The sequence below is a fragment of the Bacillus sp. FSL E2-8900 genome (assembly GCF_037966225.1).
GTDB lineage: Bacteria > Bacillota > Bacilli > Bacillales > Bacillaceae_G > Bacillus_A > Bacillus_A cereus.
Genome location: NZ_CP150193.1, coordinates 346,397 through 363,017, shown reverse-complemented (window position 1 = coordinate 363,017; position 16,621 = coordinate 346,397). Strand labels below are relative to the sequence as shown.

Genomic DNA, 16,621 nt, shown 5'->3' with positions numbered 1-16,621 from the left:
TTTATTACCCTAATGTATAAACTAAAAACCTCTCATTCCCATTCTTCTCATAAGCACCTGACAATCTAACTTCTTTCTTCAGCTCAAACGCAGTCTGATTTTCTAAGAAGAAAATATAGTCCTCAGAAGGATAATATAAAATAATATCTACTTCTCTCCCCGTTTCTTCTACTGAAAGCAAAATGTTATTTACTACATTCATAAACACTTGCACAGAAAACGGATTAAAGAAATAAAACCTATTATCATGTGGATCAATCTCATATTCCTGCGCTAAACAACATTGGAATTGAATTTTCCCCTTACTGTTTCGTGCCTTTCGTGCATAACGATCTCGATTATCCATCGCTTCTTTATAAAACTCTTCATTCATTTCAATTCCAACTGCTGAAGCACCACATTTATGATGCATATAAAAGTTTAATCGCCCTTTTCCGCACCCAAAGTCTACAATTCGGTCGCTACTTCGTATTTCATATTGATTCAATAACTCATCTAACCCGCTATACGGTGTCGGTTCATAGCGATGATAATGCATAGACTTGTTAAACCCTTTTTGCTCACCGACTGTTTTTATATGTAAAACTGCATCGTAATATTGTTCGTTCATTCGTTTTCTCCTATTAAAAAATGATACTTATTATTATACACCATGTACTGGAGGCTCATTTTTCATCAAATTAATAGGTACGTGAAATTATATCAACGATTTTCTCAATATATCTATCGTAACTTCAAATATATCAACGATTTTCTCAATATATCTATCATAACTCAAAATATATCAACGGTTTTTCAAATATATCGATTTACCGACAATTCACGACAAAAAAACAGGAGCTCTCTAGCCCCTGTCTTCTAACACTTTCAATACAGTTTGTTTCAATATTTCTACCCCATCCATAATACAACTATGATCAAACCTCATATACGGATGGTGTAATCCAGGTTGTAGGTCTGCTCCTAATCCAAGCATGACAGCTTTTAAATGTGGTCTTTTCACTGTATAGTAATGGAAATCATCGCTTCCTGTCGTATAGAGAGGCCCTGTGCATCTCTCTTCCCCATACACTTCGAGAATACCTTTACGCATAAAGCGCTCTGCTTCTTCGGAAACCTCTGCTCCTGGTGCAAGATCCATCCATTCGTATGAAGTTTTTGATCCCATCGATGCAGCTGATTCTATTACATGCTCAATCTTTTTCTTTAATTCTTCTAATAGTATATTACTCTCTGCTCTTACATCTAAACTGAAATGACCATTTCCCGGAATAATATTTAAATTATCCCCACCAGCTTGGCATCTCGTCATTTTTACCGAATAAGAACTTTGCGGTGGCAGCCAGATATTTTTCAAACCGATATTAATCATGGAAATGACATCAATTGCATTCACACCTTGATGTGGTCTTGCCCCGTGTGCATCCTCCCCATGAATCATACCCTCTAAAAATCCTGCTGCTCCATGACGAATAGATGGGGCTGCTTGTTTCAAAGATAGTTCTTCAATTGGTCTTAGATGGACGCCAAATAAGAAATCAGCATCATCTACAGCACCTTTCTCCACCATCTTCAAAGCACCATTCCCCTTCTCTTCTGCTGGCTGAAAAATAAATCTAACCGTACCACTTTTCCATCTCATATTTTTCAATTGTAAAATAAGTCCCATTACAATGGTCATATGAGCATCATGGCCACATGAATGGTTCGCTTTAAATTCTCCATTTACTTCTTGCCAAAGTGCATCCATATCAGCACGAATCGCAATAACTGGATTCCCGCCTCCAATCTCAGCAATTACACCTGGACAATCATCAAATGTTCTATATGAAATTCCTTCTTCTTTTAAAAAGTCAGTAATATACGCTGTCGTTTCATATTCTTTCCAACTTACTTCAGGGTTTTCGTGTAAATGCTGAAAAATCTCCGTTAAGCGCTCTTGTAGTTCTAATGTTTTCAACGTTCCAGTCTCCTTCCCACATTACAAACGATTCGGGTTAATTATACTTATGAAAAACAGATGTTTTTATGAACATATTGAATTTTAAGAAAAAAGTCAATTATTTATTTTTAAATACTTAAAAAGCTTACTCTGCACTTATATTACAAACTAAACAAACAACTAGAACATTCCTTATTTTCTGTTTTTTATGTTGACGCTTACATAAACTTTTAGTTATCATAACCTAATAAACGTCTATTTTACGACGATTCTAAAAATACAAACAAACATACGTAACAAGGAGGAACTTTATGAAAAAAGAAATACCTTTTGGAATAGCGATTATCCCTATTATCATTACCGTTGCAGTTATGATGGTTACAATTGTTGTATTAAAACAAACCCCTCACGTTCCACTTATTATTGGTACAACCGTTGCTTCTATTGTCGCTTGGCGTTACGGTTACAAATGGAATGATCTTGAAGAAGCAATGTATAAAGGGATTCGTCTTGCATTACCCGCTATCGTCATTATTATTCTTGTTGGCTTAACAATTGGTGCTTGGATTGGCGGTGGAATCGTCGCAACGATGATTTATTACGGTTTAAAACTTTTAACTCCATCACTATTTTTAGTTTCCATTACCGTCATTTGTTCTATCGTAGCATTAGCAATTGGTAGCTCTTGGTCTACAATGGGCACAATTGGTGTTGCTGGAATGGGAATTGGCCTAAGTATGGGAATTCCAGCTCCAATGGTTGCTGGTGCCATTATTTCAGGCTCTTATTTTGGCGATAAAATGTCACCGCTTTCAGACACAACTAACTTAGCCGCAGGATTAACAAATACAGATTTATTCGCACACATTCGTCATATGTTATTTACTACAGTTCCAGGTTTAATTATTACTCTTATCGTCTACGCGTTCTTAGGAAGAAGCTTCGGCGCTAACAATATTGATGCGAAGAGCATCGATCAAACGTTACAAGTATTGCAACAAAACTTTGTTATCTCACCTTTCCTACTCATTATACCCGTAGTCGTTATGGTATTGGTCGCTAAAAAAGTCCCTGCCATACCAGCGATTCTCGTCGGTATTATTTTAGGATTTTTATCACAAGTCTTTATTCAAGGTGGTTCTGTATCAGCATCTGTCGGTGCACTCCAAGCTGGATTTGTTATAGACACTGGAAACAAACTAGTAGACGAACTATTTAACCGCGGTGGCTTAGATTCGATGATGAATACAGTCTCTATGACAATTGTCGCTATGACTTTCGGAGGAGTATTAGAACATACAGGTATTCTTCGCTCAATTGTAAATCAGATTTTAAAGTTAGCGAAATCAGCAAAAGGGCTTATCGCTTCTACTATCGCATCTTGTTTTGCAACAAACCTTACTTGCTCTGAACAATATATTTCAATTGTTGTCCCTTCAAGAATGTACGCAAATGCATACACAGAAAAAGGACTACATTCAAAAAACTTATCCAGAGCATTAGAAGATGGCGGAACATTAACTTCTGTCTTCGTTCCTTGGAATACGTGCGGTGTATTTATTCTCGCTACACTTGGCGTAGGTGCATTTGAATATGCCCCTTATGCTATTTTGAATTTCATCGTACCTATTATCTCAATCATTTATGGTATAACAGACTTCACAATTGTAAAACTATCAGACATTGAAAAAGCAGAACTACTAAAGAAACAAAAAGCTCAACTAGAAGCTTAAAAATAGCGGTAAATTCAGTTCATATAGTGCGCGAGGTCGCCCTTGTTGATAGGGCATTTCCTCGCCGCAAATATGAGCATACCCGTAATCAACTAATTTCTTTAACAACCTTTCTGTCGATCTTCGAGTCACTTGTAAGTACTCAGAAAGATCAGCTGCTGTAAACTTCAATGACGGGTGCGATTGACTAAATTGAATGATTTTTGACAAGTTGGCCGGACTAAGCTTTGTTTCCTTCGCTATTTTCATTAGTTCCGGATTATCATTTTTCAAACTTTGTACTCTCTGTTCTTTCGGGAACGGACCAAACAAATCTTTATCACTTGTTAGTATATAAAAACAACGATCTATTGGATTGTTCTTTGCAAAACTTTGAGCAATTTTTGCATTTTGCTCCGCTTCTTTCACGGTTTTCCCATAACCAAATCCAATAGCTATCGTTCCTTCTACGCTCGCAAACAAGTTATCTATCGCATTTGTTTTAATAATTGATTCGATATCACCACGAGTTGTATACAAAATGCATGTCATTTCATCCACTTGTTTAAATGAACCACGTAGTTCTTTTGAAATGACATCTAGTTTTTCAAGCAAACTCGTTCGTAATTCTAAGGAAGAAATAATACAAGCACCAACAGTAGCTGAATAGCTTTTTGCTAACTCAGCTTTTATTTTTGCATCTTTTAGCCCATGTATAATGGATTGTGTTGGATCAATCATACGCTCTGAAGGAACACCTATTTTTTGAAGCTCGTCGTAAACAGCGTGAATACTAGTTAAAGCTAAATGAGCCTCTCCAGATTGATATTTAGCTACATGAAAATCGATAACTCTATTTATCTCATCTTTACTCCACAGCATATTTTCATAATCCAACACTTGCGGGCTTTCTTTTATACCGATATCATGGAACACATTTGTAATAAACGAGCGGTCTACTAAATCGATGGAAATGTTATGTGGTTGAATACTTTGATGATACATGATAGAAAGAATTGAAGATGCGACAGTTGTCTCGTCTTGCTGTAAGTATGTACTTGGAATTCGTAATTGTTCTCTTATTTCTTTTGCCATATAATAAGGTAAAGCACCTGAGAAAAAGATGACATCACAAGGCTTTAAACACTTTAATAGTTCAGAAGATTCCGCCGGATGAAGGTAAATATATGGATCAATTTCTATTCCTTCTAATTTTTGAGCAATAGGAAAAAGGTTCTCCATAAACTCCTTTGAACCGACAACTGCAATTTTTATCATCATTTTCTCTAACTCCTTATCATTAATTAACGACTATTTAACGTCAACTATATCAAATGTATAAAACTATTGTAAACAGGAAGGGGTTTCTATTCAATGAAAATTACAGCTATTCATCTTTACGCAATTCGTTTACCGCTTCGCAATCCGTTTGTTATTAGTTATGGCTCTTATTCTGATATGCCCTCTATTATCGTCAAAATGGAAACGGATGAAGGTATTATCGGTTACGGTGAAGGCGTTGCTGATGATCACGTCACAGGTGAATCATGGGAAAGTACTTTCCATACTTTAAAACATACGCTAACCCCTGCTCTAATCGGGCAAAATCCAATGAATATCGAAAAAATACACGACATGATGGACAATACAATTTACGGTGTTCCAACAGCGAAAGCCGCAATTGATATTGCTTGTTTTGATATAATGGGCAAAAAACTAAATCAACCTGTATATCAATTAATTGGCGGGCGCTACCATGAAGAATTCCCTGTCACTCACGTTTTAAGTATTGCCGATCCAGAAAACATGGCTGAAGAAGCTGCTTCTATGATTCAAAAAGGTTACCAATCTTTCAAAATGAAAGTTGGTACAAATGTAAAAGAAGATGTAAAACGTATTGAAGCTGTACGAGAACGTGTAGGAAATGACATCGCTATTCGCGTTGATGTAAACCAAGGCTGGAAAAATAGCGCAAACACATTAACAGCACTACGTTCATTAGGACATTTAAACATTGACTGGATTGAACAACCTGTTATCGCGGACGATATTGATGCCATGGCTCATATTCGTTCTAAAACAGACCTCCCGCTTATGATTGATGAAGGATTAAAAAGTTCTCGTGAAATGCGCCAAATTATTAAATTAGAAGCTGCTGATAAAGTAAATATAAAACTAATGAAATGCGGCGGCATATATCCAGCTGTAAAGCTCGCTCATCAAGCTGAAATGGCCGGCATTGAATGCCAAGTAGGATCAATGGTCGAATCATCTGTTGCCTCTTCCGCAGGATTCCATGTCGCCTTCTCAAAGAAAATCATTACGAGCGTAGAGCTAACAGGACCATTAAAATTCACAAAAGACATTGGAAACTTACATTACGATGTACCATTCATTCGCTTAAACGAAAAGCCGGGACTCGGCATTGAAATAAACGAAGATACATTACAAGAACTAACCGTCTTTCAAGACGTTGTACGCTAAAGGAGGACTATCATATGACGGTTCTATACGAAGGAACATTAAAACAAAATAACGAATCATTTCACGTTGCATTACTATCACTAGAGCACATCAAACAAATTTTATCACTACAAAACATCGTAGTTGAAGCACTAGAAGATAAAAGTCGTTTACAACCACTCTCACAAGAAGAATTTCAATACATTCTAGAAGGAAACGGCATGATGATTGGTGCTTTTATCGAAAACGAACTCATCGCATTTCGCGCTCTACTCGTCCCTCCTATCGATGATGAACATTTAGGGCTCGATATTGGTTTGCCAGAAAGTGAGCTACACCGCGTCATCTATCAAGAAATCTCAAACGTTCATCCGAACTGCCGAGGAAATGGGATGCAAAAAATATTAGCAAACGTCATCATGGACGAATTACAAAAAGAAGATAGCAAATATGATTATGTATGCTGCACCGTTGCTCCTTTTAACATCCCGAGTTTGAAGGATAAGTTTGCGCAAGGGATGGAGATTGCTGCGCTAAAGGAGAAGTATGGTGGTAGTCTGCGGTATGTTTTTATGAAGAAATTGCGCGGAGATAAAGAAAGCGATTGGACGGATATTCAAAGTATTCTAATGAGTGATGCTAGTGGACAGCAGGCTTTGCTTTCGGAGGGGTATCTTGGGTATGAGATGGAGAAAACAGCAGATACTTTCATTGTGAAGTTTGGGCGATAATCTATATACTCGAAAAGAGGAGATGTCTGCTGTGACCTCTTTTCTTTTCGATTTGTTGAACAATCCTGTAGTAAATGAAATTATATCAACGATTTTTCGAATATATCTATCATAACTTACAATATATCAACGATTTTTAAAATATATCTATCAAAACTCACAATATATCAACGATTCGACAAGAAATATCGATTTACAGACAAAAATCGATATCCCTTCCTAAACCGTCATCTTCCAACTAGATAACGCTAACCAATTCTCCATTTCTTTATAATCAGGCATTATCTTCCCGACAAGACGCCAAAAAGAGCGATCATGATTTAAATGAACCATATGACACATTTCATGAACGACTACATAGTCAATTACTCGCTGTGGTGCCATTGCTAGCTTCCAATTGAATGTTAGTTGTAAATTCGAATCGCAAGTACCCCAAGTACGACTACTATCTGTAATACGAATAGAACGTGGTTTTGTTTTGAAATTACTTTGATGCGCTTTAATACTCTTCTCTACTAAAGATTTACACTGCTTATAGTAAAATCGTTTTAAAGCTTGTTGTATTTTCTCATCCTTAAGCTCTTTCACATAAATATGTAACTTATCCCCTTCAAAAATCGCATTGTCTTGCTCAATGCTTGCATCTTGGGAAATCTGTATCGGATACGTACTTCCTAAATATAGAAAGCCCTCTCCTTGATCATAGTCCTTTTCCTGTGGTCCAAGCGCTCTCTCCTGCATTTCCTTACGTGTTGCCTGAATCCAATCCCACTTCTCCTCTAGCAACTGGACTAAGTATTCAACAGGTGTTCCTTTCGGAGCTTGCACTTCCACATTTCCATACGAATCCACAAAAAGACGCACGGACTTTTTCTTCTTATAAGTTATATGAAAATTAATTGTCTCACCTAAATATGTATGTACCATTTCATCACCTAGCATAGTATTTTTACAAATAAAAAAGAGTAGGATACGAACGTCCTACTCTACCTATTATATCATTTACTGCTTTAGCAAGCTTATTATCCTCTATACTTTACACCTAATCCCTTAATGAAATTCCTTGCGTATCTATCGCCGCACTCTTTGTAATTTTTATGGCCTTTCTTTCTTAATAGAGCGCCTAACTCTCCTTTTGTTACCGTAACGCCTACGCTATCTAATATATCAAGTACATCCTCACTCGTTAAAGATAGTGCGATTTTCATTTTCTTTAGAAGAAGGTTATTGGCACTCTCCTTGCTCTGTACAGGTGCAGGCTGCCCTGGTTTCGGATCTTGCTTTCCTCTTTTTAAAGTAATAAATCCATTTAAAAATGCCTCTAACATCATCATATCGCATGTTTTTACGTACTCATCTTCAGCTACCTCATCATTTTCAGCTTCATGCTGAGGAGCTCTCTTTATTTTGGTAAGCATATCAACTACGTCTTCTTTCGTTACTTCTACGCCACCTAGTTTAAAGATTTCTACCATATCTATATCTCTTATATCTAAAGCGTATCGTACTCTTTTTAATATATCGTTGTTGCTCATTGCCATTGGGTTTCCTCCTGAAATGTTGATTATTTATTCAGCGGTTAAAGTTTATGCTATAACCTACTTTAAATTATCATGTTTAATCTAACCTTTTAGTTATTGTCCGCTAAATTAATACTTTAACATTTTAAAGATATGTTTTATAGTCTTACCCGAACTTTTCTCTATCATTGTATCTACAGCGCTCTTACATGTTTTTTATATGCCTATAAAAAGATTTCTCTCTTAACATTAACTAAAAGAAAAAAAACAGTGTTTTGATTTCTCAAATACACTGTTCTTTTCCAGCTCTGCACTTATTTTCAACTCACTCATGTCATGCACTACATATGAAATGATTTAACTGCTTAAAAGTTAAACCGTCTCACTATCCTGAGCCACACCAACACTATCCTCAAACTTATCCAACAAAGCACGCACCTCATCAGTCGATTTCGTACTCATCAATTGATTTCTCAATTCAGCAGCTCCAGGGAAGCCTTTTACATAAATTTTGAAGAAGCGGTGAAGCCCTGTGATTGAGCGTGGCAGTACTTCTGCATATTGATCTTGAAGATCAAGTTGTAGTCTTAAAAGATCTAGGTGCTCTTTACTGCTATGCTCTCTTGGCTCTTTTTCAAAAGCAAATGGATTTTTGAAGATGCCTCGTCCGATCATTACGCCATCAATACCGTATTTTTCAGCAAGTTCCAGCCCCATTTTACGATCAAGGATGTCTCCATTGATTGTTATTAACGTATTTGGTGCGATACGGTCACGTAATTTTTTTATTTCCGGAATTAGTTCCCAATGCGCATCTACTTGGCTCATTTCCTCTCTTGTACGTAAGTGAATAGAAAGGTTTGCAATATCTTGTTTGAAAATGTGCGTTAACCAATCTTCCCATTCGCTTAACTCTTTAAAGCCAAGTCTTGTTTTTACGCTGACAGGTAGTCCACCCGCTTTTGCTGCTTGGATAAGTTCTGCTGCAACGTCTGGACGTAGAATAAGGCCACTACCTTTTCCTCTTGATGCTACGTTTGGTACAGGGCAACCCATATTAATATCGATGCCTTTAAATCCTAACTCTGCCATACCAATACTCATTTGACGGAAATATTCAGGATTATCTCCCCAAATATGCGCCACGATTGGTTGTTCATCTTCTGTAAAAATTAAACGGCCACGTACACTTTTCATACCCTCTGGATGACAATAGCTATCCGAGTTTGTGAACTCCGTGAAGAATACGTCTGGGCGACCAGCTTCACTTACTACGTGACGGAACACAACGTCTGTCACATCTTCCATTGGTGCAAGTACGAAAAATGGTCGTGGTAATTCACGCCAAAAATTATCTATCATTTCAAATTCAAATCCTCTCACTATGAATACAATTTCAAAATCTCAATTTATAATTTGTGAAAATCAGCAATATTTATTTTAACTAAAATCGCTTATGAATGGTATTTTTGTAAACCAAAAAGCAGGTGGTATAGATTTCCCCTATATCAACTGCTTTCCTATTATACCAACTTAAGCCAAGCCACACACTCCACATGCGTCGTATGCGGGAACATATCAACAGGCTGTACTTCCTGCGTTTTATATCCGCCTTCTTCTAGTACTTTTAAATCACGTGCTAATGTTGCTGGGTTACACGATACGTATACGACGCGGTTTGGCTTCATGTCGATGATTGTATTTAGTAATGCTTCGTCACAGCCTTTACGCGGTGGGTCTACGACCATTGTGTCGGCGATTACGCCTTCTTTGTACCATTTTGGAATGACTACTTCTGCTTCTCCTACGCCAAATTCAGCGTTTGTCATGTTGTTTAGTGCTGCGTTTCGGTTTGCGTCTTCGATTGCTTCTGGGACGATTTCAACGCCGTACACTTTTTTCGCTTTTTGCGCTAGGAATAACGAGATTGATCCGATTCCGCAATAGGCATCGATTACTGTTTCGTTACCATTTAATTTTGCGTATTCTAACGTTTTATCGTAAAGCACTTTCGTTTGCTCTGGGTTTACTTGATAGAATGAACGTGCTGAAATCGCAAATTTAATGTCACCGATAAAGTCATAAATATATTCTGATCCGTATAATACTGTCGTTTTGTCTCCGAAAATTACGTTTGTACGCTTCGTATTTACGTTTTGAACGATTGATTTTACTTCTGGGAATTTCGCTGCAATTTCTTCAATGATTGCTTTTTTGTTCGGCAATTCTGCTGTACGCGTAATGAAGACAAGCATAATTTCCCCTGTTACTTGTCCGTAACGAGCCATTACGTGACGAAGTGTTCCTTTGTTACGCTCTTCGTTGTACGCAGTGATACCGTGCTTTTCACAAATACGTTTTACTTCTTGGATTAATGTATCGTTTTCTTCTGCCTGAATTAAGCATGATTCCATATTAATGATGTCATGCGTTCCTTGGCGATAAAAACCAGCTACAAGTCCGCCTTCACGTTCTCCGATTGGTACTTGTGCTTTATTACGGTATACCCACGGATTTTGCATGCCAAGTACAGGATGAACAGGAACATCAGCTAGTCCTCCAATGCGTTGCATAACGTCACGTACTTGCTTTTCTTTCGCCTGTAATTGTCCCTCATATGATAAGTGCTGAAGCTGACAACCGCCGCACTGATTATATACTGGGCATTCAGCATCTTTACGATATGGACTTTCTGTATGAAGCTTCATTAAACGACCAAATGCGAAGTTTTTCTTCACTTTAATAATTTTAATTTGCGCTTCTTCACCTGGTAATCCGTTTTTAACGAAAATAGGATAGCCCTTTACTTTCGCAACACCGGCACCATCATGTGTTAAATCTTCAAATACTACATCTATAAACTCGTTTTTCTCAACTGGTGGCGTCATTTTAGTACTCATTTTCCGACCTCTCTTTTTCATAACACTGCGTTACATTTTATCATACTTATATGGTCTTTTTCTATTGGAAGAAAAAAAGCTATTGACGATACTTCTCTGTTAATGTTACGCTACTACTAATTTAATACGGACGATGTTACCTCATATATACTTGATAATATGGATCGAGAGTTTCTACCCGGCAACCTTAAATTGCTGGACTATGGGGAAAACTAATGAATATTAGCCTATGCGCAAAAAAGGACTCATATTGATTAGCTTTCTCTCATAGATGAAAGTGAATCCATATGGGTCTTTTTTTATTTTTATTTTTCTAAAAGGTCAGACATCTTACGTATGACATAAAACCTCGTTCTTTTATTTTTAGTAATATAACGAGCGTTTTATGTACAAACTTTATACGAACTTCTGAAAGGGGCAACTACATGCAATATGTAATGAGCATTATCGGTATTCTTGCCGTGTTAGGTTTATGTTTTGCTTTGTCAAACAACAAAAGTAAAATCAACTTCCGTGCAATTGCAATTATGATTGGTTTCCAAATTTTAATCGGTTGGTTTATGTTTGCTACAAAGATTGGTCAACAAATCATTATTTTCATTAGTAAAGTTTTCAACAAACTAATTAAACTTGGTACGACAGGTGTCGATTTTCTCTTTAATGGAATTCACAGAGATTTTGTCTTTTTCTTAAACGTATTATTAATTATCGTATTTTTCTCAGCACTACTTTCAATCTTTAGTTATTTAGGTGTTTTACCATTCATCGTTCGCGTTGTCGGCGGTGCTATTTCAAAAATTACTGGTTTACCACGTGTTGAGTCATTCCACGCAGTAAACTCTGTATTCTTCGGTTCAAGTGAAGCGTTAATCGTTATTAAAAACGATTTACAGCATTTCAATAAAAATCGTATGTTTATCATTTGTTGTTCTGCGATGAGCTCCGTTTCTGCTTCTGTTACAGCATCATACGTAATGATGTTAGATGCAAAATACGTACTGGCAGCTCTTCCGCTAAACTTATTCTCAAGCTTAATCGTTTGTTCGTTATTAACACCAGTTGATACGAAGAAAGAAGATGAAGTGATTCAGAAATTTGATAGAACTCTATTCGGAGACAGCTTTATCGGCGCAATGATTAACGGTGCGCTTGATGGTTTAAAAGTAGCTGGTATCGTTGCCGCATTAATGATCGCCTTTATCGGTGTGATGGAAGTTGTAAACTACGTAATTAGTGCAGCTTCAGGCGCAATGGGACATGCTGTTACTTTACAACAAATATTCGGTTACGTACTTTCTCCATTCGCATTCTTAATGGGTATTCCAACTCAAGATATTATCCCAGCTGGTGGTATTATGGGTACGAAGATTGTTTTAAATGAGTTTGTAGCAATCCTTGATTTAAAAGACACAGCTACAACATTAGCTCCACGTACAGTTGGAATCGTTACAGTATTCTTAATTAGCTTCGCAAGTATTAGCCAAATTGGTGCAATCGTTGGTACAATCCGTGCCCTTTCTGAAAAACAAGGAAGCGTTGTTTCTAAATTTGGTTGGAAAATGCTATTTGCATCAACACTTGCTTCTATTTTATCTGCGACAATCGCTGGATTGTTTATTTAATAAAAAATCACCTTACTTTAACAAGTAAGGTGATTTTTTTGATTCTTTATGAAATCGAGTGAAATTCAACTGCTTCTTCTGTATTGATAATCCTATCTTTATATATACCTTTTATTGAAATGTAAATGATAGATTTGTTTATGTTTTTTAACTTTCCTAATGAAAAATGATAAAGTAATCCATCGCTTTTTAAAGTCCACATCTTCCCACTCCATGGACCAGTAGCTTTTTGTTCATCCGACGCCTTTATTTCACCTTCATATTCGCATTCTCCTAAAGGAGTTTTAATTATATTCTTCTCTGTATCAATTCGAATATTTTTAATTAGCTTCAAATTTTCATCAGAGAGAATTTGAATTTCATGATCTTTCTGTTTAAAAAAGAGTTTTCCGTCTTTGGTATTTACATATTCTGCATTATTCATTTTATCTATCATAAAATCATATTCTTCTTTTGTAATACCTAAGTTTTGATGATAAGGAAACGTTTTTTTCGGTATAATTTCTTCTTCGGCATACTTCAAATACCAATCTAAATTATTTGTAATACTATTGCTCATTTTATTTCCGATTTTCTCTAATTTCTCTTTTATCTCATAAGGAAATTCTAGTGTCATAATATCCGCCGTCACTTCCGCATTCATAAGATGCGATGGAATATACTCTTCCACGCTATTCGCTTTACTCACTTCACTTTGACAACCAACTATAAATAGCGATATGAAAAAGATATATATTATTTTTTTATATTTCATTTCTATTCTCCACTCCATACATTATTCTTACTTAGTTTTATAGCGGTTTTCATTATAGTATAAAATCTTTATATTTTAATTAAATACATATCCTTATGCAAAATTGCATATTAATATGTCTTCTTCTTACTTTAAAATTAGCTTAAATAACTTTCCAAATTATACAAATAATAAGCGTTAAATGTTATAATTTGTAAAAAACATTGGAGGACCTTATGAAAATTCACGCCCTTTTCGATTTCTTACATTTACTAGTCTTAACGCTGAAAAGCTATTATGTATGGGGAATGCCTATCTATGTCTTCATTATTCCTCTTATCTTTGTAGTCGGTTATATTATTATTAATTCTAATAAGAAACAAAAAAATACATCTATTCAAAGTCACTAATCTATTACCTTAATAGCCTCCTAAAAATCATATTCCCCTCATTTTCTTCAAATGATATGATGAACAAGGGTATATCCCCACCACTCTTATAGCGGTGGGGATTTTAATGTCAATATGCAACATACTACACAATAGAAGGTGATTTTTATGAGAAAATACGCAGCAATTGCTTTATGTACGTCTGCCATTCTAGCAGGCTGCAATACTAGCAATGTAAGCCAAGAACCTAAAAAAGAGAAAAAGGTTCAAGAAGTAGCTATACAAAAAGAGACTCTACAAGAACAAGGTAAAATTTCTTATACTCCCATCACACACGAATCTACAAACACAAGTATTCATATTACAGACTTAAAAGATTCTTTAAATGAAGTGCAATATAAAATTTGGCGCACAGCTGATGGAAAGGAACGTGCTAAATCTTTTTCTTCTAAAGAAAAGGAGAAACAATTTACAATTCCTTTTGACATAAAAGAATTTGAAGGAAAACGCGGTGAGTTCCAAATTGAAGCAACAGGAATGAAAGAAGATGGGAAAACAATCCCGCTTACGAAATCTACTATTACTTTCGAACAAAAGGTTCCTGTTCTTATGTATCACGCAATCGATGATTATCATGGTCAAGGTATTAAAGACTTATTCGTATCACCAGCTAACTTTGAAGCACAAATGAAACATTTAAAAGACAATGGTTATACGCTTTTAACGTTTGAACGCTGGGGCGATATAAATAAAGTAAATAAGCCGATTTTCGTTACATTTGATGACGGTATGAAAAATAATATGAATGCATTTCGCGTTTTACAAAAGCTAAAAGATGATACTTTTAAACCGGCTGCAACAGAATATATGATTGTTGATAACGTTGATGTAGAAGGAGCATTGTCTACTTCTGAAATAAAAGAAATGGTTGATTCCGGCATTTTCTCGGTGCAATCTCATACTGCAACACATGCAGACTTACCGAAAATTACAAACTATGAGGAAGAGTTAAAAGGTTCAAAAGAAAAACTAGAAAAAATAACAGGTAAGCCTGTTATCGCGATTGCTTATCCATTCGGTCATGTAGATGATAAGGTTGTTACAGAAACGAAGAAGTATTATCAATTTGCGACGACGACAAAGCCTGGGCAATTCATTACGAAGGGTGAACCTGATGAATTGTTAAAGATGAAGCGCGTTCGTATACACCATACAACGACTGTAGAGCAGTTTGCTTCTTCAATTAAGTAAATATAAGGGCTCAATACATTTTGAGCTCTCTTTTTACTTTATATTTATATATATTTTTAGAATTTTCTTGTATTATATATAGTAAGAAATCTTTCAAATTAAAGGAGATTATACATATGTCATTTGAACAAACGTTAGAGAAATATGCTGCTCTTGCAGTTAATGTTGGTGTTAATATTCAACCTGGACAAACTTTATCAATTAGTGCACCTCTTGAAGCTGTACAATTTGTACGCCTCGTTACAGAAAAAGCATATAAATCTGGTGCAAAACACGTATATGTAGATTGGAATGATGAGACGTTAACACGCTTAAAGTTCGATCTAGCTCCTGAAGAAGCTTTCGCTGAATTTCCATCTTGGAAAGCACATGCTCGTGAAGAATTAGCAAAAGAAGGCGCTGCATTTATGTCTATCTATGCAGAAAACCCTGATTTATTAAAAGGTGTAGAAGCATCGCGTATTGCAACAGCTCATAAAGTAGCTGGAGAAGCGATGAAAGTATACCGTGATTACGTACAAGCCGATAAAGTAAGTTGGTGTGTCATTTCTGTTCCTACGAAAGAATGGGCTGCGAAAGTATTCCCTGACGTAGCGCCAGAAGAACAAGAAGCAAAGTTATGGGATGCTATTTTCAAAGCTACTCGTGCTGATTTAGAAAATCCTGTAGAAGCATGGAAAGAACATGATGAAACATTACATACAAAAGTAGATTACTTAAACGAAAAGCATTATAAAGCTCTTCACTATACAGGTCCTGGAACAGATTTAACAATCGAACTTCCAGAAAAACATGTATGGGCTGGTGCTGGTAGCTTAAATGAAAAGAACGTACCATTTATGGCTAATATTCCAACTGAAGAAGTATTTACAATGCCACTTAAAACAGGTGTAAACGGCCAAGTTTCTAGTACAAAACCGTTAGTATTTGCAGGTAATATTATCGATAATTTCACGTTAACATTTGAAAACGGGCGTATCGTAGACTATAAAGCTGAAGCTGGTGAAGAAGCTTTAAAACATTTAGTAGAAACAGATGAAGGTTCTCACTTCTTAGGAGAAGTAGCTTTAGTGCCTCATGACTCACCAATTTCAAACACAAATGTTTTATTCTACAATACACTATTTGACGAAAATGCATCTTGCCACCTTGCAATCGGAAATGCTTATGCATTTAACTTAGTTGGCGGAAAAACAATGTCTAAAGAAGAACTTGCTGAAAACGGCGCAAACGCTAGTATCACACACAACGACTTCATGATTGGATCAGCTGAGCTTGATATTGACGGTATTACTGCTGATGGCAGACATGAGCCTATCTTCCGTAAAGGTAACTGGGCGTTTTAAATTTATTACCAT

At 36.2% G+C, this 16,621-nt stretch carries 15 protein-coding genes and 1 riboswitch; of the genes, 7 read left to right on the top strand and 8 right to left on the bottom strand.

Going from position 1 to position 16,621, the window contains the following annotated elements:
* Window positions 1-4: 4 nt before the first annotated feature.
* Entirely contained in the window at window positions 5-610 is a 606-nt protein-coding gene (locus tag NST90_RS01920; RefSeq protein ID WP_001005627.1) for a class I SAM-dependent methyltransferase, read from the bottom strand.
* Between the two features lie 234 nt (window positions 611-844).
* A complete protein-coding gene (locus tag NST90_RS01915) occupies window positions 845-1,960 on the bottom strand; it encodes a M20 peptidase aminoacylase family protein (protein WP_000853516.1) in 1,116 nt (371 codons plus the stop codon).
* Between the two features lie 293 nt (window positions 1,961-2,253).
* Here NST90_RS01915 and nhaC point away from each other — a divergent pair, with 293 nt between their 5' ends.
* A complete protein-coding gene (gene nhaC, locus NST90_RS01910) occupies window positions 2,254-3,675 on the top strand; it encodes a Na+/H+ antiporter NhaC (protein ID WP_025710046.1) in 1,422 nt (473 codons plus the stop codon).
* Here nhaC and NST90_RS01905 read toward each other — a convergent pair.
* On the bottom strand, window positions 3,664-4,935 hold the full coding sequence (locus NST90_RS01905) for a hypothetical protein (protein WP_000972811.1): 1,272 nt from the start codon (window positions 4,933-4,935) through the stop codon (window positions 3,664-3,666). The two genes, nhaC and NST90_RS01905, sit on opposite strands and share 12 nt — an antisense overlap.
* Window positions 4,936-5,028: 93 nt before the next feature.
* Here NST90_RS01905 and NST90_RS01900 point away from each other — a divergent pair, with 93 nt between their 5' ends.
* Together NST90_RS01900 and NST90_RS01895 are read left to right on the top strand one after the other, a co-directional pair.
* Window positions 5,029-6,138 carry a dipeptide epimerase gene (locus NST90_RS01900; protein ID WP_000704493.1) on the top strand — a complete coding sequence of 370 codons (1,110 nt, stop codon included), beginning with the start codon at window positions 5,029-5,031 and terminating at the stop codon, window positions 6,136-6,138.
* A gap of 14 nt (window positions 6,139-6,152) precedes the next feature.
* A complete protein-coding gene (locus NST90_RS01895) occupies window positions 6,153-6,848 on the top strand; it encodes a hypothetical protein (protein ID WP_025710047.1) in 696 nt (231 codons plus the stop codon).
* A 219-nt stretch (window positions 6,849-7,067) separates the two neighbouring features.
* On the opposite strand, the gene NST90_RS01890 is transcribed toward NST90_RS01895, so the two are convergent.
* The 4 genes from NST90_RS01890 to rlmD all read right to left on the bottom strand — a co-directional run bounded on the left by NST90_RS01890 (window position 7,068) and on the right by rlmD (window position 11,268).
* Window positions 7,068-7,775: a SprT family zinc-dependent metalloprotease gene (locus NST90_RS01890; RefSeq protein WP_000233742.1), complete on the bottom strand. Its 708-nt coding sequence runs from the start codon at window positions 7,773-7,775 to the stop codon at window positions 7,068-7,070.
* Between the two features lie 95 nt (window positions 7,776-7,870).
* Window positions 7,871-8,389 (bottom strand): DUF1456 family protein, encoded by a 519-nt coding sequence (locus NST90_RS01885; RefSeq protein ID WP_025710048.1) that lies wholly within the window; start codon window positions 8,387-8,389, stop codon window positions 7,871-7,873.
* A 351-nt stretch (window positions 8,390-8,740) separates the two neighbouring features.
* Complete coding sequence (locus NST90_RS01880; RefSeq protein ID WP_000566700.1) at window positions 8,741-9,730, bottom strand: tRNA-dihydrouridine synthase; 990 nt, start codon at window positions 9,728-9,730, stop codon at window positions 8,741-8,743.
* A gap of 161 nt (window positions 9,731-9,891) precedes the next feature.
* A complete protein-coding gene (gene rlmD, locus NST90_RS01875; RefSeq protein ID WP_000105017.1) occupies window positions 9,892-11,268 on the bottom strand; it encodes a 23S rRNA (uracil(1939)-C(5))-methyltransferase RlmD in 1,377 nt (458 codons plus the stop codon).
* A gap of 121 nt (window positions 11,269-11,389) precedes the next feature.
* Window positions 11,390-11,491, top strand: a riboswitch (purine riboswitch).
* 202 nt (window positions 11,492-11,693) lie between these two features.
* Here rlmD and NST90_RS01870 point away from each other — a divergent pair.
* Window positions 11,694-12,890, top strand: coding sequence for a nucleoside transporter C-terminal domain-containing protein (locus NST90_RS01870; RefSeq protein WP_001200491.1), 1,197 nt, complete (start codon window positions 11,694-11,696; stop codon window positions 12,888-12,890).
* A gap of 46 nt (window positions 12,891-12,936) precedes the next feature.
* Here NST90_RS01870 and NST90_RS01865 read toward each other — a convergent pair whose 3' ends face one another.
* Window positions 12,937-13,644: a hypothetical protein gene (locus NST90_RS01865; RefSeq protein ID WP_000875599.1), complete on the bottom strand. Its 708-nt coding sequence runs from the start codon at window positions 13,642-13,644 to the stop codon at window positions 12,937-12,939.
* A gap of 215 nt (window positions 13,645-13,859) precedes the next feature.
* On the opposite strand from NST90_RS01865, the gene NST90_RS01860 reads away from it, so the two are divergent.
* From NST90_RS01860 to NST90_RS01850, 3 genes are all read left to right on the top strand, one after another.
* The gene (locus NST90_RS01860; protein ID WP_000690673.1) at window positions 13,860-14,033 is read left to right on the top strand and encodes a hypothetical protein; all 174 of its coding nucleotides are present in this window, start codon (window positions 13,860-13,862) and stop codon (window positions 14,031-14,033) included.
* 147 nt (window positions 14,034-14,180) lie between these two features.
* On the top strand, window positions 14,181-15,263 hold the full coding sequence (locus NST90_RS01855; RefSeq protein ID WP_001233735.1) for a polysaccharide deacetylase family protein: 1,083 nt from the start codon (window positions 14,181-14,183) through the stop codon (window positions 15,261-15,263).
* Window positions 15,264-15,379: 116 nt separating this feature from the next.
* Window positions 15,380-16,609 (top strand): aminopeptidase, encoded by a 1,230-nt coding sequence (locus tag NST90_RS01850; RefSeq protein WP_000007349.1) that lies wholly within the window; start codon window positions 15,380-15,382, stop codon window positions 16,607-16,609.
* The last annotated feature ends 12 nt before the right edge of the window (window positions 16,610-16,621 follow it).